This window comes from Flavobacterium fluvii, assembly GCF_900129545.1.
Lineage (GTDB): Bacteria > Bacteroidota > Bacteroidia > Flavobacteriales > Flavobacteriaceae > Flavobacterium > Flavobacterium fluvii.
The window spans coordinates 1-26,342 of the sequence record NZ_FQWB01000004.1 but is presented as its reverse complement, the minus strand read 5'-3'; the positions used below and the strand labels follow the sequence as shown (position 1 = coordinate 26,342).

At 36.7% G+C, this 26,342-nt stretch carries 24 protein-coding genes; 14 read left to right on the top strand and 10 right to left on the bottom strand.

Translation table 11 applies throughout. From position 1 onward, the window contains the following. Nucleotides 1-87 precede the first annotated feature (87 nt). From BUC16_RS10030 to BUC16_RS09980, 11 genes are all read left to right on the top strand, one after another. Nucleotides 88-1,431, top strand: a complete 1,344-nt coding sequence (locus tag BUC16_RS10030) for a dihydrolipoamide acetyltransferase family protein (protein ID WP_073370295.1) — start codon at nucleotides 88-90, stop codon at nucleotides 1,429-1,431. 129 nt (nucleotides 1,432-1,560) lie between these two features. Next, nucleotides 1,561-2,331 (top strand): 3'-5' exonuclease, encoded by a 771-nt coding sequence (locus BUC16_RS10025; protein WP_073370294.1) that lies wholly within the window; start codon nucleotides 1,561-1,563, stop codon nucleotides 2,329-2,331. 77 nt (nucleotides 2,332-2,408) lie between these two features. Further along, a complete protein-coding gene (locus BUC16_RS10020; protein WP_073370292.1) occupies nucleotides 2,409-3,020 on the top strand; it encodes a fumarylacetoacetate hydrolase family protein in 612 nt (203 codons plus the stop codon). After that, nucleotides 3,020-3,364 (top strand): Hpt domain-containing protein, encoded by a 345-nt coding sequence (locus BUC16_RS10015; RefSeq protein WP_073370291.1) that lies wholly within the window; start codon nucleotides 3,020-3,022, stop codon nucleotides 3,362-3,364. The genes BUC16_RS10020 and BUC16_RS10015 overlap by 1 nt, the downstream gene beginning before the upstream one ends. Before the next feature lie 54 nt (nucleotides 3,365-3,418). After that, nucleotides 3,419-4,672 (top strand): competence/damage-inducible protein A, encoded by a 1,254-nt coding sequence (locus BUC16_RS10010; RefSeq protein ID WP_073370289.1) that lies wholly within the window; start codon nucleotides 3,419-3,421, stop codon nucleotides 4,670-4,672. Between the two features lie 70 nt (nucleotides 4,673-4,742). Continuing rightward, nucleotides 4,743-4,979 carry a 50S ribosomal protein L28 gene (gene rpmB, locus BUC16_RS10005; RefSeq protein WP_073370288.1) on the top strand — a complete coding sequence of 79 codons (237 nt, stop codon included), beginning with the start codon at nucleotides 4,743-4,745 and terminating at the stop codon, nucleotides 4,977-4,979. Nucleotides 4,980-5,002: 23 nt separating this feature from the next. Next, entirely contained in the window at nucleotides 5,003-5,191 is a 189-nt protein-coding gene (gene rpmG / locus BUC16_RS10000; RefSeq protein ID WP_073370286.1) for a 50S ribosomal protein L33, read from the top strand. Between the two features lie 69 nt (nucleotides 5,192-5,260). Continuing rightward, nucleotides 5,261-5,413: a DUF4295 domain-containing protein gene (locus BUC16_RS09995; RefSeq protein WP_073370281.1), complete on the top strand. Its 153-nt coding sequence runs from the start codon at nucleotides 5,261-5,263 to the stop codon at nucleotides 5,411-5,413. 214 nt (nucleotides 5,414-5,627) lie between these two features. Continuing rightward, nucleotides 5,628-6,581 (top strand): signal recognition particle-docking protein FtsY, encoded by a 954-nt coding sequence (gene ftsY / locus BUC16_RS09990; protein ID WP_073370279.1) that lies wholly within the window; start codon nucleotides 5,628-5,630, stop codon nucleotides 6,579-6,581. A gap of 310 nt (nucleotides 6,582-6,891) precedes the next feature. Further along, complete coding sequence (locus tag BUC16_RS09985) at nucleotides 6,892-7,335, top strand: lipocalin family protein (protein ID WP_073370278.1); 444 nt, start codon at nucleotides 6,892-6,894, stop codon at nucleotides 7,333-7,335. Next, nucleotides 7,316-7,612, top strand: coding sequence for a DciA family protein (locus BUC16_RS09980; RefSeq protein WP_073370276.1), 297 nt, complete (start codon nucleotides 7,316-7,318; stop codon nucleotides 7,610-7,612). Before BUC16_RS09985 ends, BUC16_RS09980 begins: the two co-directional genes overlap by 20 nt. Nucleotides 7,613-7,759: 147 nt before the next feature. Here BUC16_RS09980 and BUC16_RS09975 read toward each other — a convergent pair whose 3' ends face one another. Next, complete coding sequence (locus BUC16_RS09975) at nucleotides 7,760-8,179, bottom strand: nucleoside-diphosphate kinase (protein ID WP_073370275.1); 420 nt, start codon at nucleotides 8,177-8,179, stop codon at nucleotides 7,760-7,762. Nucleotides 8,180-8,275: 96 nt separating this feature from the next. Continuing rightward, on the bottom strand, nucleotides 8,276-9,865 hold the full coding sequence (bshC, locus tag BUC16_RS09970) for a bacillithiol biosynthesis cysteine-adding enzyme BshC (protein ID WP_073370273.1): 1,590 nt from the start codon (nucleotides 9,863-9,865) through the stop codon (nucleotides 8,276-8,278). A gap of 91 nt (nucleotides 9,866-9,956) precedes the next feature. On the opposite strand from bshC, the gene BUC16_RS09965 reads away from it, so the two are divergent. Then, on the top strand, nucleotides 9,957-11,240 hold the full coding sequence (locus BUC16_RS09965) for an MFS transporter (RefSeq protein WP_073370272.1): 1,284 nt from the start codon (nucleotides 9,957-9,959) through the stop codon (nucleotides 11,238-11,240). Between the two features lie 57 nt (nucleotides 11,241-11,297). Here BUC16_RS09965 and BUC16_RS09960 read toward each other — a convergent pair whose 3' ends face one another. Further along, nucleotides 11,298-14,924: a T9SS type B sorting domain-containing protein gene (locus BUC16_RS09960; RefSeq protein ID WP_073370270.1), complete on the bottom strand. Its 3,627-nt coding sequence runs from the start codon at nucleotides 14,922-14,924 to the stop codon at nucleotides 11,298-11,300. Nucleotides 14,925-15,152: 228 nt separating this feature from the next. On the opposite strand from BUC16_RS09960, the gene BUC16_RS09955 reads away from it, so the two are divergent. Next, nucleotides 15,153-17,345, top strand: a complete 2,193-nt coding sequence (locus BUC16_RS09955) for a B12-binding domain-containing radical SAM protein (RefSeq protein ID WP_073370750.1) — start codon at nucleotides 15,153-15,155, stop codon at nucleotides 17,343-17,345. 11 nt (nucleotides 17,346-17,356) lie between these two features. Next, complete coding sequence (locus tag BUC16_RS09950; RefSeq protein ID WP_073370268.1) at nucleotides 17,357-18,049, top strand: DUF6250 domain-containing protein; 693 nt, start codon at nucleotides 17,357-17,359, stop codon at nucleotides 18,047-18,049. 162 nt (nucleotides 18,050-18,211) lie between these two features. On the opposite strand, the gene BUC16_RS09945 is transcribed toward BUC16_RS09950, so the two are convergent. From BUC16_RS09945 to thrS, 7 genes are all read right to left on the bottom strand, one after another. Next, nucleotides 18,212-18,646 (bottom strand): carboxymuconolactone decarboxylase family protein, encoded by a 435-nt coding sequence (locus tag BUC16_RS09945; RefSeq protein WP_073370267.1) that lies wholly within the window; start codon nucleotides 18,644-18,646, stop codon nucleotides 18,212-18,214. 78 nt (nucleotides 18,647-18,724) lie between these two features. Beyond that, nucleotides 18,725-19,294 (bottom strand): Crp/Fnr family transcriptional regulator, encoded by a 570-nt coding sequence (locus tag BUC16_RS09940; protein WP_073370749.1) that lies wholly within the window; start codon nucleotides 19,292-19,294, stop codon nucleotides 18,725-18,727. An 85-nt stretch (nucleotides 19,295-19,379) separates the two neighbouring features. Further along, the gene (locus BUC16_RS09935) at nucleotides 19,380-22,298 is read right to left on the bottom strand and encodes a M16 family metallopeptidase (protein ID WP_073370265.1); all 2,919 of its coding nucleotides are present in this window, start codon (nucleotides 22,296-22,298) and stop codon (nucleotides 19,380-19,382) included. 159 nt (nucleotides 22,299-22,457) lie between these two features. Then, the gene (rplT, locus tag BUC16_RS09930) at nucleotides 22,458-22,802 is read right to left on the bottom strand and encodes a 50S ribosomal protein L20 (protein WP_073370264.1); all 345 of its coding nucleotides are present in this window, start codon (nucleotides 22,800-22,802) and stop codon (nucleotides 22,458-22,460) included. A 132-nt stretch (nucleotides 22,803-22,934) separates the two neighbouring features. Then, nucleotides 22,935-23,132 carry a 50S ribosomal protein L35 gene (rpmI, locus tag BUC16_RS09925; RefSeq protein WP_011921545.1) on the bottom strand — a complete coding sequence of 66 codons (198 nt, stop codon included), beginning with the start codon at nucleotides 23,130-23,132 and terminating at the stop codon, nucleotides 22,935-22,937. Nucleotides 23,133-23,235: 103 nt separating this feature from the next. After that, on the bottom strand, nucleotides 23,236-23,793 hold the full coding sequence (infC, locus tag BUC16_RS09920) for a translation initiation factor IF-3 (RefSeq protein WP_394338020.1): 558 nt from the start codon (nucleotides 23,791-23,793) through the stop codon (nucleotides 23,236-23,238). Nucleotides 23,794-23,809: 16 nt separating this feature from the next. After that, nucleotides 23,810-25,756, bottom strand: a complete 1,947-nt coding sequence (thrS, locus tag BUC16_RS09915; RefSeq protein ID WP_073370260.1) for a threonine--tRNA ligase — start codon at nucleotides 25,754-25,756, stop codon at nucleotides 23,810-23,812. Between the last annotated feature and the right edge of the window lie 586 nt (nucleotides 25,757-26,342).

The following is a 26,342-nucleotide window of genomic DNA, read 5'->3' as shown; positions in this document are numbered from 1 at the left end:
AGTAAATTTGTATAATTCGTGGCTAAAACTAAAATTAATCACTAATTTTGTGCTCATAAAATTACAATTACCCTTTTAGGAAACAATATGGCAAGATTTGAATTAAAGCTTCCAAAAATGGGAGAAAGCGTTGCGGAAGCAACCATTACAAATTGGTTGAAACAAGTGGGCGACAAGATTGAAGCCGATGAAGTTGTGCTTGAAATCGCCACCGACAAAGTCGATAGCGAAGTGCCAAGCGAGGTTTCGGGTGTTTTGGTTGAGCAATTGTTTGCAAAAGACGATATGGTTCAAGTAGGACAAACCATTGCTATTATTGAAACTGAAGCCGATTCTGTTTCGGAAATGGCGAGCGAGGCTGTTGTTGTGCCAGTTGAAGTTGCTGCCATTGAAAAAAGTATGGAAGTGGCCAAAGAAATCGTTGCCGTGCCAACCAATTTTTCGGATTCTGATAAATTTTTCTCACCATTAGTCAAAAATATTGCCAAAGAAGAAGGTATTTCTCTTGCTGAATTGGAAAGTATTTCTGGGTCGGGAAAAGATGGCAGGGTTACCAAAGAAGATGTTTTAAATTATATTAAAAATAGAGGTGCTGAAACGACTGGTTCAGTTGAGGTGCCAAAAACAATTGCCCAATCACACACGAGCGACAGCGAACTGGCGAAGCAAACTATCATCAACAAACCGCAAACCGCAATGCCAGTTTCTGTAAATGGAGGTGACGAAATCATCGAAATGGACAGAATGCGCAAGCTTATTTCTGGTTATATGATGGCATCGGTGCAGACTTCGGCTCATGTACAGTCGTTTATCGAAGTCGATGTGACCAATATTGTAAAATGGAGAGAAAAAGTAAAAACCGCTTTCGAAAAAAGAGAAGGAGAGAAGTTGACTTATACGCCCATTTTTATGGAGGCCGTTGCCAAAGCCTTGAAAGATTTTCCAATGATGAATATTGCCGTCGATGGTGATTTTATTATCAAAAGGAAAAATATAAATTTGGGAATGGCAGCATCATTGCCTAATGGAAACCTGATTGTTCCAGTAATCAAAAATGCGGATCAACTCAATTTGGTTGGTATGGCAAGAGCCGTGAACGATCTTGGTCATCGTGCCAAAACCGGAAAACTAAAACCGGACGACACTCAAGGTGGAACTTATACGGTAACAAATGTGGGGACTTTTGGCAGTGTTTTTGGAACGCCAATCATCAACCAGCCGCAAGTGGGAATCCTTGCTCTTGGAGCCATCCGAAAAGTGCCGGCCGTTATAGAAACTCCAGAGGGTGATTTTATAGGCATTCGCCAAAAAATGTTCCTTTCCCACAGTTACGATCATAGAGTAGTTGATGGTGCGTTGGGAGGAAGTTTTGTGAAGCGTGTCGCCGAGTATCTGGAAGCATTTGATTTAGATAGTGATTTTTACGTTTAACGTAAAATTTTAATATATGACCCGACCGTTTTTCAAATGGTTGGGGTATTGGTTTTTGTCCAAAACTTTTTTAAATAATCGACGAACGGTACGTTCAAAAAGATATATTTGTCATTCTAAAATTTATAAATGGAGCTCAAGCTTAACAAACCAATTTGTTTTTTCGACCTAGAAACCACAGGAATTGATGTCGCCAAAGATCGAATTGTTGAAATAGCAATCTTTAAAGTTTTTCCCAACGGAAATAAAGAAAGTAAAACATGGTTGGTCAATCCAACTATTCCAATTCCACCTCAATCTACCGCCATTCACGGAATCAGCAACGAAAAAGTAGCCAATGAGCCAACTTTCAAGGAGTTGTCTTCCCAGGTGTACAACATGATCAAGGATTCGGATTTGGCTGGATACAATTCAGACCGTTTTGATATTCCGTTATTGGCAGAAGAAATGCTTCGTGCCGGAGTGGATTTTGACATGAAAAATCGAGTTTCAGTTGATGTCCAGACTATTTTTCACAAAATGGAAGAAAGAACATTGAGTGCTGCTTTGAAGTTTTATTGTGGTCAAAGTCTCGAAAATGCGCATTCTGCGGAAGCGGATACTATGGCAACTTACGAAATAATGAAAGCCCAATTAGACCGTTATCCAGAATTGGAAAACGACATGAAATCACTTTCGGAATTCACGACCAGAAAGAAAATTGCTGATTTTGCGGGAATGATTGCTTTTGACAAGGATGATAATGAGATTTTTACGTTTGGAAAACACAAAGGAGCCAAGGTTGAAGCTATACTGGAGTCTGAACCGGGATATTTCAGTTGGATTCAAAATGCTGATTTTCCTTTATACACCAAGAAAGTGTTGACGGCAATAAAATTGAGAAAATTGAACACAAAATAAGTTTTCAGTCGCAGTTTACAGTTTACAGTTGTGAGCTGAAAGCAGCGACTAAAAACTGTGACTGAAAACCAAAAGAAATGAAAATCATCTGCATCGGTAGGAATTATGTCAAGCATATTGAGGAATTAAATAGCGAAAGACCATCGGAACCCGTTATTTTTATGAAGCCCGATTCGGCTATTTTATTGAAACAACATCCGTTCGTGATTCCTGAATTTTCAAATGACATTCACCACGAAATAGAGTTGATTGTTAAAATAAACAAGGTTGGGAAATATATCGATGCCAAGTTTGCCCATAAATATTACGACGAGATAAGTGTGGGAATAGACTTTACGGCTCGGGATTTACAAAGTGAATTAAAAGCAAAAGGATTGCCGTGGGAAAAAGCAAAAGCGTTTGACGGTTCGGCTGTAATTGGTGAATTTTTGCCCAAAAGTCAATTTAATTCATTGGAAAATATTACATTTGAATTGACCAATAATAATAAAACGGTTCAAAAAGGGAATGCCAGTCATATGTTGTGGAAAATAGATGAGCTAATTTCTTTCGTTTCCCAGTATTTTACTTTGAAAATTGGCGATATTATTTTTACTGGAACTCCAGAGGGGGTTGCAGCGGTGAAGTCGGAAGATGTTTTGGAAGGATTTTTAGAAGGAAATAAACTATTTAGCATACAAATAAAATAATGGCACTACATTACAACCTAGCAAAAGTGTACGCACTTTCAGATAACGACCCAGAATTTGTCCTGCAAATTGTGAACTTGTTTGTTACTGAAGTTCCTGATGATTTGGCTCAAATAAAGGAAGGAATCAAGAAGAAAGACCATAAGCATGCTTATGCTTATGCCCATAAAATTAAACCAACACTCGATTTACTCGGTTTAAAAGTGGCTTTTGAAGAAATTCTTCAAGTTGAAGCTTGGACAAAAGCCGAAGGTGAAAAAAAAGAAATCAAAGAGACTTTCAAGAGTATCAAGAATCAAGTGGAAGATGCCGTGAAAGAGTTGAAAAAAGATTTTGATTTATAGATAAGTCTTCACGGTGCAATCTAAATTCTGCAATCTCCAATCTAAAATATAAAAATGAAAGCAGCCATAGTTACTATAGGCGACGAAATTCTCATTGGGCAAATTGTTGACACGAATTCCGCTTTTATAGCAAAATCATTAGATAGAATTGGTGTCGAAACATACGAAATGGCTTCTATCAGTGATGATAAACAGCATATTTTGGATACCTTCCTGAAATTTCAAAACAAGGTCGATTTAGTCATAATCACTGGAGGTCTTGGACCTACCAAAGATGATGTGACCAAAAAAACTTTCTGTGATTATTTTGACGATGAATTGATTGTTGATGAAGCTGTCCTTGTTCACGTTACCCAATTAATAGAAGGTTTTTACAAGAGAACCATCACGCAAATCAACAAAGATCAAGCCCTTGTTCCTTCAAAATGTACAGTGCTGCACAACCAAGTGGGGACGGCACCGGGAATGTGGATGAAAAAAGAAAACACCGTCTTTATTTCGCTTCCGGGAGTTCCTTTTGAAATGAAATACTTGGTCGAAAACGAAATTATTCCCAAAGTAGTTCGAGAATACGAACGACCTTACATTCTGCACAAAACCATTATGACTTACGGTCGAGGAGAAAGTGCTGTGGCTGAGCAAATTGAAGTTTGGGAGAATAATTTGCCCGAATTCATAAAATTAGCCTATTTGCCTGCGCCGGGAAGAGTGCGATTGCGACTTTCTGCAAGAGGAACCAATAAAGAATTTCTGGAGAAGTCCATCGAGGAAAACGTGGTTTCTTTGACCAAAATAATTGGCGACATCATCGTGGGTTTTGAAGATGATGAAACCTTGGAAACCGTTGTGGGAAGACTTTTAACCCAGCAAAAGAAAACCATTTCCACTGCCGAAAGTTGCACGGGAGGCCATATCGCCCAGCTGTTGACTTCCGTTTCTGGAGCGTCCAACTATTTTAAAGGCAGTGTGGTATCTTATGCAACGGAAACCAAAATATCGGTTTTGGGTATTTCGGAAGAATTAATCAATAAATATTCTGTTGTAAGTGCCCAAGTGGCAAAACAAATGGCAATCAACGTCAAAAACATAATGAAAACGGATTATGCCATTGCAACAACCGGGAATGCCGGACCCACAAAAGGAGACTCAAATGCTGAAGTTGGATCCGTTTTTATAGCATTGGCAACACCAAACGAAGTAATTGTCGAAGAATTTAATTTTGGCCAACCCCGTGAAAAAGTGATAGATAGAGCCGTGAACAAGAGCATCGAAATACTGCGAAAAGAAATTTTGAAAAATGTCTCATAATTTTTTGCTTCATCCGTTTATTTTCCTTTTCTTTGCACCCTGATTTTGAATAACGATAAAAATAAGAATAATGTCTAGAGTTTGTGACCTTACAGGTAAAAGAGCGATGGTAGGAAATAACGTTTCTCACGCTATGAATAAAACTAAGAGAAAGTTTTCTGTAAACTTAGTTAAAAAGCGTTTTTATCTTCCAGAAGAAGATAGATGGATTACTCTAAGAGTAGCTGCATCGACGGTAAAAACAATTAACAAAAATGGAATTGCTGCAGTTTTGAAAAAAGCACAGTCAGAAGGATTTATTAAATAATCCACTCCTAAATATATATCAAGATGGCAAAGAAAAGCAAAGGAAATAGAATCCAGGTAATTTTAGAATGTACTGAACACAAAACATCAGGTGTTGCAGGAACTTCAAGATACATAACAACAAAGAACAAAAAAAATACTCCAGACAGATTAGAGATTAAAAAATTTAATCCAATCTTGAAGAAAGTAACTGTTCACAAAGAAATTAAATAATTAGAGATTTTAATAAAATCTCAAATGCTTGCATTAGAGATTGATTAAAATATAAAAAACATTTGAATCATGGCAAAGAAAACCGTAGCATCGTTACAAACATCTTCTAAGAGATTATCAAAAGCCATCAAAATGGTGAAATCTCCTAAAACTGGTGCATATACATTCGTAGAATCTATTATGGCTCCTGAAGCAGTTGATGAATTCTTGAAAAAGAAATAATCCAAATAGCATTATATAGAAAAGCTACTTTCATTCGGAAGTAGCTTTTTTATTTTCTATATTTGTCTATCAAATTTTTCAGGAGCTGTTTCCTGCTGTACGCTATATCTTTTGTGGCGAACCCCGCCACAAAAGGATGTCGCTTCCATCAGGGCTAGGTCATTAAACAAAACGATATAAAATCTAAAATCGTTAATCCTCAATCAATAATCCGATGAGTTTTTTTAAAAAAATATTTTCTTCAGAAAAAAAAGAATCTTTGGACAAAGGTCTGGAGAAATCAAAAACATCTTTCTTTTCCAAATTAACCAAAGCCGTTGCCGGAAAATCAAAGGTGGACGATGAGGTGTTGGACAACTTGGAAGAAATTTTGGTGTCTTCAGATGTTGGAGTCAATACAACCCTAAAAATCATCACCCGAATTGAAGCTCGTGTTGCCGAAGATAAATTCCTTGGAACCGACGAACTCAACCAAATCCTTCGAGAAGAAATTGCAGGTTTACTTTCTGAAATCGATGCTGGTGAAGCCACCGAATTTGTAATTCCAATCAACACAAAACCCTATGTTTTGATGGTTGTGGGAGTAAATGGTGTTGGAAAAACGACTACCATTGGGAAACTAGCCTACCAATTCAAAAAAGCAGGCCATAAAGTGGTTCTTGGTGCCGCCGATACTTTTCGTGCCGCGGCCATCGACCAATTGCAAGTTTGGGCAGATAGAGTGGGTGTTCCCATCGTGAGACAAAATATGGGAAGCGATCCTGCTTCCGTGGCTTTCGATACTTTGCAATCTGCAGTGGCTCAAAACGCCGACATTGTAATTATTGACACAGCTGGTCGTTTGCACAACAAAATCAATTTGATGAACGAATTGACCAAAGTAAAACGCGTGATGCAAAAAGTTGTTGCCGATGCACCGCACGATGTAATGTTGGTTATCGATGGTTCTACAGGACAAAATGCTTTTGAGCAAGCCAAACAATTTACCGCAGCTACCGAAGTGACTTCACTTGCGGTTACCAAACTCGACGGAACTGCCAAAGGTGGTGTGGTTATCGGGATTTCAGACCAATTCCAGATTCCCGTGAAATACATAGGAGTAGGAGAAGGAATCGAGGATTTACAGGTTTTTAATAAATACGAGTTTGTAGATAGTTTCTTTAAATAATAGATAATGAATTTTTCTTTTTTCAAAAATATATCTCCTATTTATTTCTATTTAGTGAGTGTTGTATGCTTTGTTTTATCCAATGTTGTAAGAGACAAAAACATCCCGTTGTATTATATTTTACTTTTTTTGGGTGCCATTTTCTTTATTCTTGGTTTTTTTAAAAGAATGAAAAACAGATAATATTTATTGTTGCAAAGCACTAATTTTTATTTTCTTTACCTTTATAAGGTTAACTTTGTCAAAGAGATGAAATGTCTTTTTCATCCATAGCATCTAGCAAGGAGTAGCTCCAAAATATAAAACTTATATGAAAAATACCTTTATCCTTTTATTCTTGTTGTTTCTTTTTGTCTCTTGCCAGCAAAAGATAAAACCCGAAGACATAGCTAAAATTAACGGCTATTGGGAAATCGAAAAAGTGGTTTTTGATCAAGGAAAAGAAAAGGACTACGGGGTCAACGAAAGTTATGATTATTTCCAGATTGACAATAAAAACAAGGGTTTCCGGAAGAAAGTGATGCCGCAATTGGACGGTACTTTTATGGTAAATGATACGCAAGAAGATGTAAAAGTACGATTCAAGGACGACAAAGTGTTTTTTGATTATGCCACTCCTTATGCCAAATGGAGCGAGGAATTAATTGCTATTTCTGACAAAGAATTGGTTTTTGAAAATGCGGATAAAAAAGAATACCATTACAAGAAAGCGGAACCACTAAATATATCGGACGATGGCAAAAAGACTAAATAATCAGAGTACGGTTGGTGATGTTTTAAAGCAGATTATCCAAGTCAACAAGCTCCAACCCGGAATGGATCAAATTGACGTGAAAGAGGCCTGGAAAAACTTGATGGGCAATGGCGTGAATCATTACACAAAGAACGTGGTCTTGAAAGGAAGCACTTTGTATGTCGAACTTTCTTCGGCGGTTTTGAGGGAAGAATTGAGTCACGGAAAATCAAAAATTGTGGCAATGATTAACGAAGAATTGCGTCGTGACGTGGTGAAGGATGTTGTTTTAAGATGATAATTTCAGATTGAAGATTAACGATTTTGGATTTCAGATTTTTGTGATTGTAAATAAAAAAATCCCGTTTCAAAAATTTGAAACGGGATTTTCTGTTTTGATGATTTTTAATCTTAATTCAAAAATCGTTAATCTTTAATCAAGAATCTAGAATTGCTCTCTTCCTGCAAAGTGGAAAGCACCTTCGATAGCTGCATTTTCATCGCTGTCTGAACCGTGAACCGCGTTTTCTCCGATTGAAGTTGCATATGCTTTACGGATAGTTCCTTCGGCGGCTTCGGCTGGGTTTGTGGCTCCAATCAAAGTTCTGAAATCTTCAACAGCATTTTCTTTTTCCAAGATGGCAGCAACGATTGGTCCTCTTGACATAAATTCCACCAATTCTCCGTAGAAAGGTCTTGCAGCGTGAACAGCATAAAATGCTTGCGCATCAGCAACAGTTAATTGTGTTAATTTCAATGAAACGATTTTGAAACCACCGTTTGTGATCATTGCCAATATATTTCCGATGTGTCCGTTAGCAACTGCATCCGGTTTGATCATTGTAAAAGTTCTATTTGTAGCCATTTTGTTTTTGGATTTTTTAAATTTGGTGCAAAAGTAGAACTTTTTTATGAATTGATTTTAATAAATGAGCAATTAAAAAGGATAAAAATGGTAAATCTAAAACACAATGACTTCAAATTTAGTATTCAAAGGTTTTAGTTGGTCTATTAATTTTTGAATCAAATCATTTCCGTTTTCCAAATAAAATTCAGAAAAATTGGTTTGGCGTTCCTGTAAACTTTTGTTGGGAAACAATTCGTTTTGCAAGTCCGTGATTCGTTCCAATTCTTCGAAATGTTTCCTTTTTTGAGCTTTTAATAGCCGTTTTTCCAAATTTTCCAGCCCTTTTATTTGTTTGGTTTCTTGTGCTTTTACTGCTCCAAGAAATGATTTGTCTGTTTTTTGCGCCAAACTGTGTAGATAATGAAACTGGTTTTTTAGAAAATCTTTTTGAATGGACAAGTCAATTGAAAAATCATCCAATACTTTTGTTTTTTCATTAACCAAATCATCTTTTTTTGAAAACAAATCACTCCAGGATAATCCTAGTTTGTCTGCTTTTTTGGCTTGCTTTTCGGTGGCCAACAAGACTGAATTTCGAAGTAATAGTATTGGAAAGCTAATATTTACTGCATTGAAAAAAGATTTTAATTCCAGCCAATAAGCGATTTCTCCACCTCCGCCAATGTAGCATAAATTGGGCAGAATCACTTCTTGGTACAACGGACGCATTATCACGTTTGGACTGAATTTTTCGGGATGATTTTCCAACTCAGCAAGAATTTCGCTTTCCGAAAATTCTATTTTAGTATTGTTTATTGTATACATACCGTTTTCGTAAATAATACGTTCCCGCAAATTATCTTCCATATAGAACAAATTAATCTCGCGTGGATTAACTTGAATGGTATAGCTTTTTAGTTTCTCGATAGTTTCAAGGACTTTTTTGTGGGAAGTCTGAAGCGTTAATTCCTCTTTTATATAAGGTATAAAGGTTCGTTTTAAATCTGGATTGTCAGCATCGAGAATAACCAATCCGTATTCGCCAAAAAGTGCATTGGCCAGGAAACGGGTAGCGTCGGCCAAATTGGAATGGTTCAAATAGGATTCCTTAAAAATTTTTTTGATGGCTTCGGCATTTTTTCCAGAACCCAATTCGAGAGAATAAACTTCAAAAAAATCGTCCAGTCCTTCCGTGGATAATCGTCCAACGGGACCCAAGCTTTCCTTGTTCCAGCGAAACTTTCGGCCTTTGAAATTGAAATAATTAATTTCGTCAAAATCGTGGTCTTCGGTTGCCATCCAATAAATGGGTACAAAATTTTGTGATGGATATTTTGCTTTTAATTCCTTCGTTAGGTTGATGGTCGAAATAATTTTATACAAGAAATACAATGGACCGGAAAACAAATTCAGTTGATGACCTGTGGTAACGGTAAAAGTATTGTCATTGGTCAAAGTATCAATATTTCGTTGGGTCAAACCAGAAACGGAGATTTTGGAATATTGCTTTTGCAAAGCCGAAACTAAAACAGCTCTGTTTTCATTGGTATAGTTGGTTTTCTTTTCCTTTATTTGTGCTTCGAAATTTTCAAGATTTGGAAACCGATTGTAAAACGACTGTGTAGGTTCTTTTTGGTCTAAATAATCATTCATCAAAGAAGAAAAATATCCAGAGTTTTGGTAGCTGATACAGTCGGTTGGCATAGTAAATTTATTTGAAGCTAAATTACCAAAATATTAGAATTGAATCTTTTTTATTTTCGAAAATTAACATCATTTTATATAATTCATTTTTATGACTAATAATTCCAATCCAACTAAAACCAATTCATTAAAACACGTTCTTTTCGGCAGCTTAATAGGTACTACAATTGAATTTTTTGATTTTTATATTTATGCCAATGCCGCAGTATTGGTTTTTCCACAATTGTTTTTTCCGAGTTCAAATCCGACTATGGCAACCTTGCAATCGTTGGCTACTTTTTCGATAGCCTTTATATCACGTCCATTGGGTTCTGCTTTTTTTGGACATTATGGCGATAAAATAGGACGTAAATTTACCTTGGTTGCTGCTTTGTTGACTATGGGAGTTTCTACAGTTGCCATTGGTTTTTTACCTAGTTATGCCAGTATTGGTGTTGCTGCTCCTTTATTATTGATGCTTTGCCGATTTGGACAGGGTGTTGGATTAGGAGGTGAATGGGGAGGAGCTGTTCTGCTGGCAATCGAAAATGCGCCTCCGCATAAACGAGCTTGGTATGGTATGTTTCCACAATTGGGCGCACCAATTGGTTTGTTGCTTTCAGGAGGGACTTTTTTGTTGTTAACGGATTCGATGAGCAGTCAGGATTTTATGGATTACGGTTGGAGAATTCCTTTTATTACCAGTTCACTTTTGGTAGTAGTAGGTTTTTATATCCGAACAAAAATCTCCGAAACACCTTCTTTTGAAAATTCAAAAAAAGAACACGAAGAAGTAAAAATTCCATTTTTGACTTTGGTTAAATCGTATAAGAACCAATTGATTTTTGGAACATTGGCTGCCATTACCACTTTCTTGGTATTTTATCTAATGACGGTATTCACATTGAGTTGGGCTACTTCCGATTTAGGTTTTGTAAAAAGGGATGCGTTGTTAATCCAGTTGTTTTCAGTGTTGTTTTTTGCCTTGTTTATTCCGGTTTCTGCGATAGTTGCCGATAAAATTGGCCGCCGTAAAATGCTGATTATAGCTACGATTGCCATTGCTGTTTTTGGTTTTTTCTTCTCCTATTTCCTAAATTCAGGAAGTACGGTTTTAGTTACTGCTTTTATATGTATGGGAATGGCTTTGATGGGATTTACTTATGGACCTCTAGGAACATTCTTGTCCGAATTGTTTCCTACCACGGTTCGTTATTCAGGAGCTTCATTAACTTTTAACATGGCCGGAATTCTTGGAGCGGCTTTTGCTCCGATGATTGCTATTTGGTTGGCATCAACTTATAGCTTGACCTATGTCGGGTTTTATTTGACGATGGCCGCTTGTATTTCTTTGTTCTCATTATTGTTAATTAGTAAAGACGAGCATAAGTTTTAAAAATTAAGTTGTATAAAAAAAGGTCTTTTAAATTTGTTTAAAAGACCTTTTTTGTTTTTATCGTTTTAGACTGAAATGACCTTTGTATTCAGTACCGTTGGCTCTTGTCACGATAAACCAATAATCGGTGGCAGGAAGTTCGGCTCCGTGGAAGGTTCCGTTCCAGCTGTCGGTATTGGTAAATAAAGTTTTGATCAGTTTTCCATGACGGTCATAAATTCGGACTGTTAAACCCACTTCCATATCTGAAAATTTGACCTTCCAAGTGTCGTTGTTTCCATCGCCGTTTGGAGTGAAATATCGGGGGTACATCAGTAAATGAACTTCTTTTGTAGTGGTGCCGCAACCAAATTTATCCCTGACATAAACCGTATATTCACCATCGGGCAAATTGGTAAATGTATTGTTGTCTTGATAGGTTCTGTTGTCCAAGGAATATTCATAATCACCCAAGCCGGATTGATAAACGCTGATTACATTTTCTCCATCGGTCCAGTCTTCTGTGGAGATACTTGTTATTGTTGCCGGGCTTGACATAAAAACATTGAATTTTTTTGTTGAATCACAAATTAACGTGCCGTGTTTTTCGGTAACGGTTACCCAATAATCACCCGGTTTCGACAAGTTTATGATTTGCGTTTTTTCGCCATTGGACCAAAGGTAACTGTGGTAGCCCATTCCGGCATTTATGTAAACGCTTTTGTCCACACACAGCGGAAATTTGTCTTCCATGTTTATTTTTGGAGAATCCAGGAATATAAATTTTAAGGCAACAATTGAACTACAACCGTATTGCGAAATTACTTTTACATACACCGTATTGATACTATTACTCAATTTACGTGTTTGATAATCCGATATCATCGTGTTTCGGTCATTGTTTGTGGCACCCAACAAAGAGGTGTAGTATTCAAACCTATTGGATGTCGGGTTTGGTGTCAAGTTTGAATTATAGGCAGTCAAGTCTATTATTTCCGAACCATCGTTCAGGTCGTCACAAAGGGTAACTTCATAATCATTGGCAACAGGCAGTGGACGGAAGTAGTTGAATATCCCGACAGATTGTGTTCTAGAATTACAAGTTCCTCCTTTTTGAACCATTAGCTGTACATTGGCACCACCATTCAAGTTTTTCAAAATTGGATTAGTCGTCCAATGGGCTCCATTGTCAAAACTATACAAATCGCCAAGAGTTTTTATTTCGATGCTGCCATAAGAATTGCAACCGGCTTCGATTTTTTCGTATTCTGGATAACTGCTTTCTAAACTATTTAGATAAACATAAGCCAGGCTGGAGGTACAGCCTTTGTCATTTTTTATGCTAACGACATAACTTCCAATTTTTAAATTAGTCATTGTATTGGATGTTTGCCAAACAGTTCCTCCGTCAAAACTGTAGAAAGCGGCAGGAGTCGTTATGATAATGCTTCCCAAATTGGAACAATATGGATTTGACATAATAAATTTTGGATCCGGAAGAAACTGTGAATTGAGTTCTACATTGTTATAATTTGAAATACAGCCAAGAGCATCTTTTACCCTTATACGGTAACTGCCCGATGGAAGATCCGTCATCGTGTTGTTGGTTCCCCAAGTCAAACCATCATCAAAACTATAGCTGGAAGATGGGGTTGTAATGGTTATGCTACCAATGTCTCCACAGAATTTTGGGTCAATTTTGGAGTAAGTGGGAAAAGAACTCAAGAATGGAACAAGGTTAATTTTGGTGTTATAAGATTCGCATCCGCTGGCAGTTCTAATTTTTACATAATAAGTTCCTATGGGTAAATTTTTAATTTCCGGATTAGTTCCCCAAGTTTTTCCATCATCAAAACTATATTCCGATGCTGGCGAGGTAACTTCTATTGAACCTGTGAATACAGAGCAGCTGGGTTGGGTAATTTTAATTGTGGGTTGGGCAGCAACCTGGTTTGGTATTATGGTTACCGTTCCAACAGCCTTGCAACCCGAGGCGTCTGTTACCGTCACGGAATACAATCCGGTATGGGTTGCACTAATACTTTGGGTTGTCTCGCCATTGGACCACAAATAACTTACTCCTTTTGTGGCAGTCAACAAGGTGCTTCCGCTACAAACATTCAAGACTCCCGTTATGTTTGCTGTCGGGTTTCTTACAATGAGTTTTACGGCTATTATTTTGTAACAGTCTGGATCCATTGTTGCCCTCACAAATAAGGTTGTGCTAAAGCTATCGTAATTTTTGAAATTTACAATTGGATTTTTATCGGTAGTGGCATCCTCCAGTTTTGTGAAATAGGAAAATGTTATTCCTGTTTGATTCACGGCAACAAGAGGCTCCAGATTAGTCAGGTCAAAAAACTCTTTTCCGTTTTTGTTGTCATCACACAAGCTTAAACTTGCCGTTTCTAGTTTTAATGTACATTTTGGGTCGCAATTCAAGAACGTGATATCCCAACCAGAATTGGCATCGTCGTCTGTCACTTCATTGAAACTAGTTCCGCTGCAAGCCGTTGGATCCATTTCAATATTATAATTGATGGAAGCACTTACATTGTAACTTTCGGTAGTTGTGTTTGGTAATGTGGTCAAGTCTAAATCAAAGCAAAATCTTTTTTTATCCAAATCCAGACTTGTAGTGGTTGTGGTCGTATGGATTAATTTATTGGAAGAATCATAAATTTTTAATTCAATCGATTTTACCGTTGCCTTGATGTCGCCTGAATTTGGAATTGTAAATCCGCCACAGATCGATACCGGTGATTTTGGACAAGATTGAAATAAAGGGTCTAATTCAATGCTGCCTTGCAGGCTTTCGTTAGAATGCGACATACAAATATCGTCGATGTAAGAGTAGCCAAAGTGACCTCCAAGACCACATCGGGTAGTCATGAATTCTACCGTGAAGTTTTCATTATTTGGTATCGAAGAAATGTCCAGTTCTCCAGATTGCCAGTTTTTGGTGTATAAAACAATATTTCCATTTTGCAGGACTGGAGCTTGGGTATAAATACAATTTTGCGGGTCTCCAGTTAAACAAAATTCGCTTACCACTTTGCCATTTTTATCGACAATCCTTGCTTTGAAAAAGGGCTGTTCATTGAGATGGCCACTGCCGGAAACACTTTGTAAAACCGCTTTATAGTTAAATTTTAATACAGTTTCATTGTCTGTTTTGAATCTTTGGGCTTGAACCAAAGCCATTGTCGGTTGGGATTCTTTATAATTTAGTTTTAGAGAATATTGATCGAAAGCATCAATGTTTCCAATATAGTCATCCAGAAAATTGGATGGAACGGTAGTGACCATTAAGCCAATGTCATTCGGATTGTATTGTTTGATGCTCAAATTGGCAGTTTGTGTGGCAGATCTACATTGTATGGGTTTTAAGGGATTTTCTACTGTATATTGAAAGTTTTTTAGAACATTTACTCCATTTTCGTTGACAAATTCTTCAAAACCACCATTAGAACATAATTGGCTTGGAACTTGGCTTGCTGCTTTACTTGTATTGTTTTTAACATATATTTCGGTTGTTTTTTGACGCTTTGCCAAGTATTCTTCTTGCTCTGAAGGATTAGTAATCAGGTTTCCATTTTTATCTTCAAATAAAAAGTTGTTGGATAAATTTGGACTTGTTTCTTGAGAAAAAACAAAAAGACATTGGTGAAATATGATAAATAGAAGTAAAAATTTAAGCCTCATTGTGGGAATTTTGTACACAAATGTAAATAAAAAAATCAATGCTTTGATGTTAAAGCAATTAATTTTGTATGAATTTTATATTTAAAAAAGCAAGGGTAAAAAGTGCTTTTCGAAGAATTTTACATGATTTGTAATCCAATGAAATACTGGATTAGAACAAATAATTAGGAATTATTTCTTTTGTCGAAAAACAATAAATATACATTATTTTTGCACAAAACATTTCTTTTGAAAACCCAAGTATTTCTCATCACGCCACCCTTTACCCAACTGAATACGCCGTATCCGGCAACGGCTTACATCAAAGGGTTTCTGAATACCAAAAACATTTCGGCAACACAAGCGGATATGGGTATTGAAGTGATTTTGAAATTATTTTCGAAAGAAGGATTAATTGATTTGTTTCAATCGAACAACCACCACCCAAAGACTGACAACTGCAAACGAATTTTTGCTTTGCAAGACGAATACATCAAAACCATTGATTCGGTTATTGCGTTTTTACAAGGGAAAAATCCAACATTGGCACTCCAAATTTGTCAGGAAGATTATTTGCCGGAAGCTTCCCGTTTTGCACAATTGGAAGAATTGGATTGGGCTTTTGGAACAATGGGAACGCAGGACAAAGCCAAGCATTTGGCAACTTTATATCTTGAAGATATTTCCGATTTTATCGTGGAATGTGTCGATGCCAATTTTGGTTTCAGTCGCTATGCGGAACGTTTGGGCCGAAGTGCCAATTCGTTTGATGAATTATATTTAGCTCTTCAAGAAGAACCAACTTATATAGACGAAGTTTTATTCTCGCTTTTGAAGAAAAAAATCGAAACCATTCAGCCCGAATTGTTCTTGATTTCTGTTCCTTTTCCAGGGAATTTATACTCGGCTTTTCGTTCCGCGCAGTGGGTTCGAAAAAACTATCCGAATATCAAGATTTCAATGGGAGGCGGTTTTCCCAATACCGAATTGCGTTCGCTTTCGGATGCTCGCGTTTTTGAATTTTTCGATTACATCACTTTGGATGATGGAGAATTACCAGTGGAATTATTAGTGGAGGCTGTTTGTAAACCGGAATCTTTCGAAGGACAATTCAAAAGAACTTTTCTATTAGAAAACGAAAAAGTAGTTTACAAAAACAATTCATTGAAACCAGATTACAAACAATCCGATGTAGGTACACCAGATTACTCCGATTTGTTTTTGGATAAATACATTTCGGTTATCGAAATCGTGAATCCAATGCATCGAATGTGGAGCGACGGACGATGGAATAAACTCACTATGGCGCACGGTTGCTATTGGGGAAAATGTACTTTTTGTGATATTTCATTGGATTATATAAAATTGTACGAACCCATCGCCGCCAATTTATTGTGCGATCGAATGGAGGAAATGATAACGCAAACCGGTCAAAACGGTTTTCATTATGTAGATGAAGCTGCGCCACCCGCCCTGATGAGAGCTTTGGCACTTGAAATTCTTCGCAGAAAATTATCGGTTACTTGGTGGACAAATATTCGATTTGAAAAAAGTTTCACGGGAGATTTGTGTTTGTTGCTGAAAGCTTCTGGATGTATTGCCGTTTCTGGCGGACTCGAAGTAGCTTCGGACCGATTATTAAAATTGATTGACAAAGGCGTAACGGTAGAACAAGTGGCAAAAGTCACCCGAAATTTTACAGAAGCCGGAATTATGGTACACGCTTATTTGATGTACGGTTATCCAACGCAAACGGTTCAGGAGACGGTGGACAGTCTGGAAATGGTGCGACAATTGTTTGAAGTGGGTGTTTTGCAATCGGGATTTTGGCATCAGTTTGCGATGACGGCACACAGCCCGGTGGGAATGTATCCAGAGAAATTTGGCGTTGTCAAGGAAACGGAAACCATTGGAACTTTCGCCAACAACGATATTAATTATGTGGACAAAACAGGAATCGACCACGATAAATTCAGTTTTGGATTAAAAAAATCCTTGTTCAATTTTATGCACGGCATTTGCTTTGATTATGAATTGCAAGAGTGGTTCGATTTCAAAATCCCGAAAACAAAAATCCATCCCGATTTTATTACCAATGCTTTAGAAGAAACGGAAGATTTCAATATAAAACCGACTGCCAAAATCGTTTGGCTAGGAGGGAAGCCACTTGTGGAATATTTCACGAAAACCAAAAAAGGAAATAGTTGGGAAATGATGACTTTGACTTTTCATGACAAAAAGGAAAGTTTTAGCATTCAAACAGGAAAAAATGAAGGAGAATGGCTGGTGCAAATTCTTGATAAAATTTCATCATCTAACTCCAAAATCTATTCATTTAAAGAAATAAAATCCGATTTTGAAACTCATTTGGAGGATTTTGAATTGTTTTGGTATTCCAAACCAGTCAATACTTTGAGGGAATTTGGATTATTGGTATTATAAAAAAGACACATATGAAAAGTAAGTATTTGGTTTTAGTTTTTTTGGTTTTTGCGATTCCCCTTTTTTCACAATCTAAAACGAAAGAAGGATTGAAAACGAAAGTGATTTATTCCGACAATTTCGATTTGGATTTGTCCAATTGGAACGTTGAATTTGAAAAACCAGAAACATCAAGCCTAAAAATTATTGATGGTAAATTGGATGTTTCGACTTCCATTGGAGCGACCATTTGGTTTAAAACCCAATTGTCCGGAAATATAATGATTACTTACGATGTAAAAGTGATGGATGAAGGCGGTGCTTTTGACCGAGTTTCTGATTTGAATGCTTTTTGGATGGCAACCGATCCATTAAGTCCCAATTCTATAAAACGGGATGGAAAATTTGCTTCCTATGACAACTTGAATCTTTATTATGCCGGTGTTGGCGGGCATTACAATAAATTTACCCGATTTAGAAAATACAACGGGATTGAGGATAAATCTATTTTAAAGGAATATACCGACAAGGAGCATCTTTTGGTTGGAAACAAATTATATTCGGTAAAAATAATTGTCAATAATGGTCATATACAATATTTCTTGAATGGAGAATTGTATTGGAATTTTCAAGACGACAAGCCTTATAAGCAAGGATTTTTTGGATTCAGAACTTCTAAAAGTCACCAGCAGTTTGATAATTTTAAAGTTTTTAAATTAGATTAATAAGTCAGCTGTTCTAAAAAGAATTCGTCTTTTCGAGTGATTTTGAATAGTAATGCGATAGCTTTACTATTCAAAATTGTATCGAGAAGCTTTGTTTGTATTCATTTCTTCTTCATATAAAACAAAAATCCCAACCTTTCGATTGGGATTTGAATTGAAAATTTAGTCAATTGGCATTTCTGTGGCAATGGCAATTCGATTCCAGGCATTGATTGTGGTAATCATCATAATGATTTCTGCGATATATTTCTCGTCAAACAATTTTCGGGCATTGTCATAAGTTACTTTTGACAAGTGATTCTGGATTAAAGTAACTTCTTCAGTCATGGCAAGAATCGCTTGCTCTTCTTCAGTGTAAAGGGTCGTTTCTCTCCAAGCATTCAAAAGGTAAATTCGTTGTTCGGTTTCTCCCATTTTTCTGGCATCTCTGGTGTGCATATTGATGCAGAAAGCACAGCCATTAATTTGGGAAGCCCTAATCTTGATTAGCTCTTTGTGGGTTGGTGTTAATGAAGTGGCAGCGATGTATTTTTCTAATCCCATCATTGCTTTGTATGCTTCTGGTTGTGTTTGCAAAATGTTTACTCTAGTTTCCATTTTTAATGTGTTTTTAAATTCATTACAAAGGTCTGCAAGTGAATCTTCAAAAAACTTGAACTACTTCAAGAAAACAAATTAGACTTTCCCAGCGCGAATTTTACTCATAAATTCAGGTGAAAAATCCAAATAAGAAGCAAGCATGTATTGTGGAACTCGCTGAATAAATTCAGGAAACATATTATTCATGTGATGAAATCGCTCTTCGGCAGACATCGTGAACAAGTAGTGGATTCGAACTTGCGAAGCTCCAAAAGACTTCTGGATGACCAATCGAAAGTATTTTTCGAGTTTTGGAAATCGTTCCAATAATTCTTCGAATGATGTTCTGTCTATCGAAAGTGTTTCCAATTTTTCAATGGCTTGAATGTTGAAGTGGGATGGCGTTTGATATTGAAAACTCAAATAATCGGTAATCCACCAGTTTTCAATCCCAAATTGAAGCGTTTGTTCAATTCCTTTGGTATTGTTGATATAAAAACGGACACATCCTTTTATGATAAAATACTGTTTGTTGCAGGTTTGATTTTCTTGCAAAAGGAGTTGTTTCTTTTTGAAGGTTTCGGTTTTAAAATAAGACAACACGATTTCGGCTTCGTCATTATTTAAAGAAATAAACTTTTGTATGTGTTTAATTATCTCGTCCATTGGACAAATGTAAATGATGTAAAACAAGAAACCCAATCTTTCGACTGGGTTTTTATGGAAAAATATTGGATTATTTCTGGAATCATTAGTAATTGAAAATTTCTTCCAAAGAAACTTCTTCAATGGTTCCTAATTTTTTAAGAGCTTCAAAGTCTAAAGTTTCTTTCTTGCCAATGATGGCCGTGTTGTATTTTTTAGTTTTGACCTCCTTGTTAAAAAAGTCATTCGTGGCATCTAAAGTAAGATTCTGGATGTTTTTGTAGATGTCTTTTCTGATGTCATAATCGAAACCTAATTTTTTCAAGCTCATTTGATTGAAGAAAATATTTGTCTTTATGATTCTGGAGGAAGCAATTTGTTTCAGGCTCGAATCTTTGGCGTTGTTGAATTGCTTTTCAATTTTTGGCATTTCGTTTAATAATGCTGAAATGGCGTCAACAGCTTGAGGCAATTTGTTGGCTTGTGTTCCAATGTTAACTTGCATGTAATCGGACAGGTTTTTTTCATTGGCAATGCCATAGACTGCTCGGGCAGAATAAGCCAAAGATTTTGATTCCCTGATTTCTTGGAAAACGATGGACGATAATCCAGCTCCAAAATAAGAATTAAACACGTTGACAGTTCCAGTTATGTCTGAATTGTATTTTTCGCCTTTTGCAATTCGGGTCATTTCTGCTTGAACCATGTCGTAGTTGGCAAAATAGACTTTGTTTGTAGTTTCTGGTTCAGGATAAATTTTCGGACTTGGAATGGCTTTATTGGCATTTAGATTGTGATTTTTTTCCAAAGCGGCAACAATCGGATTCAAATCGTTTCCATAAAAGAAAATTTGGTGTTCATAATCAGTAAGGCCTTTTAGCAAATTGGTGAGTTCTGAAACGTTCATTTCCTTCAATTCCTTTTCGGAAAGAATGTCTCTAAAACGGGAATTTTTTCCATATTTTGCATAACTGGTCAATGCAATCATGATGTTTTCTTTACGTTTTTTTGAATTGGCTCTCGTGTTTAAAATGGTGGTCACCGTGGTGTTGTACACTTCTTGGTCTGGTTTTACATTTTTCAACAAGTCTTCCAATAAAGCAATTCCCTTAGGCAAGTTGCTTTCTAAACCGGAAAGAGAAATATAGCTCAAATCACTTCCTGTACTGACGGAATAGGCAACTCCAATTTTATAAAACTCTTTTTTGACATCTTCGGCACTCATTTTGTCTGTACCTAAAAAGTCCAACATTCCCATTGCCAAGGACAGTTTTTTGTTGTGATCCGACCCCATATTGAAAATATAATACAGATTTGAAATGGTGTTGGTATTATTTTTTGTAAAACTGAAAGTGGTGTTTTTTACCTTTTTGGTTTGTATTTCTTTTTTAAAATCAACGTAAACCGGAGTCAAGTCGGTAGAAGTTAACTTGGAAAAGTTTTTGTAAAATTCCGATTGTGAATCTCGGTTCAATTGGACAGGAGTAATGCCGGGGTTGGATACACGAACCAGTTTATCGTTAACTCCTTTTCTTTTATAAACAATTACATAGTTGTCTTTGCAAAAGTTGTTGGCAAATTTCACAATATCTGCTTTGGAAATTTTTGATAATTCATTGATTTCAGATAATGTTTCAGTCCAACTTCTACCTTGAATAAACGTACGGTATAATGATGTTGCCAAACCGTCACCGGATTCGTAATTTTTCATTCGATCCAGTTTCATGTTGTTGATTACTGCCTGAATCATCCATTCGTCAAATGCTCCTTTTTTAATTTTGTCAATTTCTGCAAGCATTAATTTTTTGCCTTCCTCCAAAGTCTGTCCTTCCTTGACAGATATAACCAATCCTAGGTAACCATAATCATTGAAGGTTGTTGAATAGGCACCGGCACCCAATGCCAATTGTTTTTGATTGATGTCGATGTCAATTAAACCAACATCGCCAGGGTTGGATAATATACTGGATGTGATATCTGCCAATAATGCTTCTTTAGTTCCTACTCCAGAGGTTCTCCAAGCCATGGTCAACCTCTCTGCGGTTGGACTTTTTACTTCTCTTTCTACTATGGAAGTCATTGGTTTTTCAACAACTTGCTTTTTCATCGGTAGTTCTTTGTAAGCAAATGTTCCAAAATATTTATCCACCATTTTTATGGTTTTGTCAAAATCGAGATCTCCAACCAAAACTACTGCCATATTGTTTGGTACATAATAGGTGTTGAAATAGTTATGAATGGCAACCATGGAAGGGTTTTTCAAATGCTCCGGTTTGCCAATGGTAGTTTGCTGTCCGTAAGGAGTAGTGGGGAATAAAGCGCTCATTAATTCATAGTTCACGATGCGTCCATCATTGTCTTGGGCACGATTGTATTCTTCATAAACGGCCTCTAATTCGGTATGGAAAAGTCGCAAAACCAATTCAGAGAAACGTTCCTTTTCGACAATCATCCATTTTTCCAACTCGTTTGCCGGAATGTTGTTTTTGTAAACAGTCTCGTTTAAAGAAGTGTGGGCATTTGTTCCTTTTGCACCTAATGAAGAAATGAGCTTGTCATATTCATTGGCCACCGAATATTTTGAGGCTTCTTGGGAAACTTCATCGATGCGTTTGTATAGGGCTTTCTTTTTTTCAGGATAGGTTTCTGCTTTATGTTGTTCGTACAAATCAGAAATTTGTGTAATCAATTTTTTTTCCGTCTCCCAGTTCTGGGTTCCCATTTTGCTGGTTCCTTTGAAAACCATATGTTCAAGATAATGTGCCAAACCGGTATTGTCGGACGGGTCATTGTTGGAACCCGTTCTTACAGGGATGTAGGTTTGTATTCTTGGTTCGTCGGTATTTTTTGCCAAATAGACTTTCAAACCATTTTTCAATGTATAAACTCTAACTCCTGTTTTATCATTCTTTACCGTTTCATAAGAATATCCTTGAGAGTCATTCTTTTTTTCGGTTGAAAAAGTTTGTGATGTTACACTTGTTAGTGAAAGGAATAAACAACTTAAGAGTAGTACTTTTTTCATATTAATTTAGTTTTTTCAAAAGTAGGGTAATTTGTATATTAGGGTATGAAAAATTTGTTAAAATATCAAGGTAACTTTAAAATATACCCATAAAAAAACCCAATCTTTCGACTGGGTTTCCATATAAGTAAGTAATCTTAAATTGAGTTGATAAAACGTTTATTTTACTTTATTAAGTATTGCTTTGAAAGCTGTTGGGTGATTCATGGCTAAATCGGCAAGAACTTTACGGTTCAATTCGATGTTGTTAGCTTTACATTTCCCGATGAATTGTGAATAAGACATTCCTTCTAATCTAGCTCCAGCGTTGATACGTTGAATCCACAAAGCGCGGAAATTTCTTTTATTCACTTTTCTGTCACGGTAAGCGTAGCACATTGCTTTCTCAACCGCATTTTTTGCAACTGTCCAAACGTTTTTACGTCTACCAAAGAAACCTTTGGCTTGCTTCATTATCTTTTTTCTTCTTGCTCTTTTAGCAACTGAATTTACTGATCTTGGCATAATTTTTCTGTTTTTTTTGTAGCAGGCGTCCCGAATTTAATCAAGGGAACTTAAGGCCATACTCCAAGGTTATTTTAAATTGTTTTAACCTAAAGAATTATTTTTTCATAATTGACAATTGATAATTGTCGATTAGATAATTCTTAATTGTTGTTTGATGCTTTTCTCATCTGTTTTGTGAACTAGCGCTGAGTGAGTCAAAGCTAATTTACGTTTTTTAGATTTCTTGGTCAAGATGTGACTTTTGAAAGCATGTTTTCTTTTGATCTTTCCAGAACCAGTAACTTTAAAACGTTTCTTGGCGCTAGATTTGGTTTTCATTTTAGGCATTTTTTCCTAGTGTTTTAATTTATTCTTACTTACTTATCTTTTAGTTTTTAGTCTCGGTTTTTAGTTTGCAGTCTGAAAACTGAAAACTGCGACTGTCAACTGCTTATTTCTTTTTCTTCGGAGCAATGAACATAATCATTCTCTTTCCTTCGAGAACTGGCATTGCTTCCACTTTTCCAAATTCTTCAAGATCGGTGGCTAATCTCAACAACAAGATTTGTCCTTGGTCTTTATAAATGATCGAACGTCCTTTAAAGAAAACAAACGCTTTCAATTTGGAACCTTCTTTCAGGAATTTTTCTGCATTCTTTCTTTTAAACTCATAATCGTGTTCATCCGTTTGAGGACCAAAACGAATTTCTTTCACTACAATTTGAGTAGATTTTGCTTTAAGCTCTTTCTCACGTTTCTTTTGCATGTAAACGAACTTTTTATAGTCCATTATTTTGCAAACAGGCGGTTCTGCATTAGGCGAAATCTCAACTAAATCAAGTTCAAATTCGTCGGCCAATCTTAATGCCTCAGAAAGTTTAAAAACTCCAGGCTCAATATTTTCACCTACAAGCCTTACTTCTTGTACACCACGAATATGATTGTTTATTCTGTGGGCATCTTTTTTTTCTACTCGAGGTTGGTAACCTCTATTACTTCTTATTGCTATGACTTTATAATTTAAGTTAAACTGTAAATACTTTTAGTGTTTTGCTTATTTCTTCGTTTACAATTGCAGCAAATTCTTCAATTGTAACGGTAATGTTTCCTTTTCCTTCTTGTCCATGACGACGTATGGATATAGTGCCGTTTTTCTCTTCTTCCTCGCCTACAATCAGCATAAACGGGGTTTTCTGCATTTCGGCATCCCTAATTTTCTTTCCGATTGTCTCGTTTCGGTTGTCTATAAGGGCGCGAATTTCGTGATTTTCTAGCAGACTTAAAACTTTTTTCGCATATATTTCATATTTCTCGCTCAAAGACAATATAATAGCCTGTTCCGGCATCAACCAAAGCGGGAATTTTCCTGCTGTGTGTTCTATTAAAATTGCGATAAAACGTTCCATCGATCCAAAAGGTGCCCTGTGAATCATCACGGGAGTATGTAATTGATCGTCAGAACCTTTGTAGGTCAATTCAAAACGCTCCGGCAAGTTGTAATCTACCTGGATGGTTCCCAATTGCCATTGTCTTCCAAGGGCATCTTTTACCATAAAATCCAATTTCGGACCATAGAAAGCGGCTTCGCCATAAGCTACAACTGTTTTCAATCCTTTGTCGGCAGCGGCATTGATGATGGCATTTTCTGCTTTTTCCCAATTTTCGTCGCTACCTATATATTTGTCCTTGTTTTCTTGATCGCGCAACGAAATCTGAGCCGTGAAGTTTTCGAATCCTAATGAACCAAAAACATACAAAACCAAATCAATCACGTTTTTGAACTCTTGATCCAATTGGTCTGGAGTACAAAAAATATGCGCGTCATCTTGGGTAAATCCACGAACACGAGTCAAACCGTGCAATTCACCACTTTGTTCGTAACGATAAACAGTTCCAAATTCAGCGTAACGCTTTGGTAAATCTTTGTACGACCAAGGTCTTACATTATAGATTTCACAGTGATGAGGACAGTTCATCGGTTTCAACAAAAACTCTTCACCTTCAGCTGGAGTGTTTATCGGTTGAAAACTATCGGCACCGTATTTGGCATAATGACCAGAAGTCACGTATAATTCTTTTTGTCCAATATGAGGGGTTACCACTTGTTCGTAGCCTGCTTTTTTCTGTGCTTTCTTCAAAAATTGCTCTAATCTGTCACGCAAAGCGGCACCTTTAGGCAACCACAAAGGCAAACCTTGACCCACTTTGGACGAAAATGCGAACAATTCCAATTCTTTTCCCAGTTTTCTGTGGTCTCTGCGTTTGGCTTCTTCCAACAATTCCAGATATTCTGTCAAGTCTTTTTGCTTTGGAAACGAAACACCATAAACACGGGTAAGCTGTTTGTTCTTTTCATCACCACGCCAATAAGCACCTGCAACACTCATAATTTTCATTGCCTTGATGATTCCAGTATTCGGAATATGGCCACCACGACACAAATCAGTGAAAGTAGAATGATCGCAAAAAGTAATGGTTCCGTCTTCTAGATTCGAAATCAATTCGGTTTTATAAACATTGTCTTTGTAGATTTCCAAAGCTTCCGCTTTAGATACAGGACGCAATTTGAATTCGTGTTTCTCTCTTGAAATTTCCAAAACTCGATCCTCAATTTTTTTGAAATCGGCATCCGTGATTTTTTGGTCTTCAAAATCCACGTCATAGTAAAACCCGTTAGAGATTGCTGGTCCAAGAGTTAATTTGATTCCTGGATACATTTCTTCAAGAGCTTGCGCCATTACGTGTGAAGTCGAATGCCAAAAAGCTTTCTTGCCGCCTTCGTCATTCCAAGTATATAATGTAAGACTGCCGTCCGTCGTCAAAGGAGTCGTGGTTTCTACAATTGTACCATTGAAAGAAGCCGAAATCACGTTTCTGGCAAATCCCTCACTAATGCTTTTAGCAACCTCCATCGGCGTTACGCCTGAATCAAACTCTCTAACTGACCCGTCGGGCAAAGTAATCTTAATCATTGTTTTTAATTTTGTGATTGCAAATATAGGGCATTACTAAAATACATACAATATATAAGTACAAGTTTATACATTATATATAGGGCTGGTTTTTCTAGAAGCTATTTCCCGCTATCCGTTGCAATCTTTTGTGCCGAACGCCGGCACAAAAGGATTTTCACTGCTATCGGGGCTAGGGCAATTGATTTTCATAAAGACGTTTCTCTTTATATATAAGTAGGTTTTCAAAAAGGGACATCCTTGTTTTGGGGGACAATCGAGGGCATTATCCTTTGAAATTCTGTAAAAGAGCGTTTTCAGGAGCGTTTTTGGTTTAAAAATCCGTTTTGATGGCTGATTTGCCTTGGTGAATTTGTCTTTGTCGGCGTTTGAATTGGGTCCAACCGCCCCAAAACGGTTAAGATTTCCAAAACTTCTTGTTGCAAATCCAGAAACATCCAAAAAAGAGTTGTTGTAAAACCCGAAAAACCAGAGGGTTAAAAAATACTTTCAAAAAAGATTGGAAAAGGTATTGTTTAATCGAAAAGAGTGACTACTTTTGCACCCGCAATGACGCAGAAGTTCTTATAAACACTGGCAAACTGAT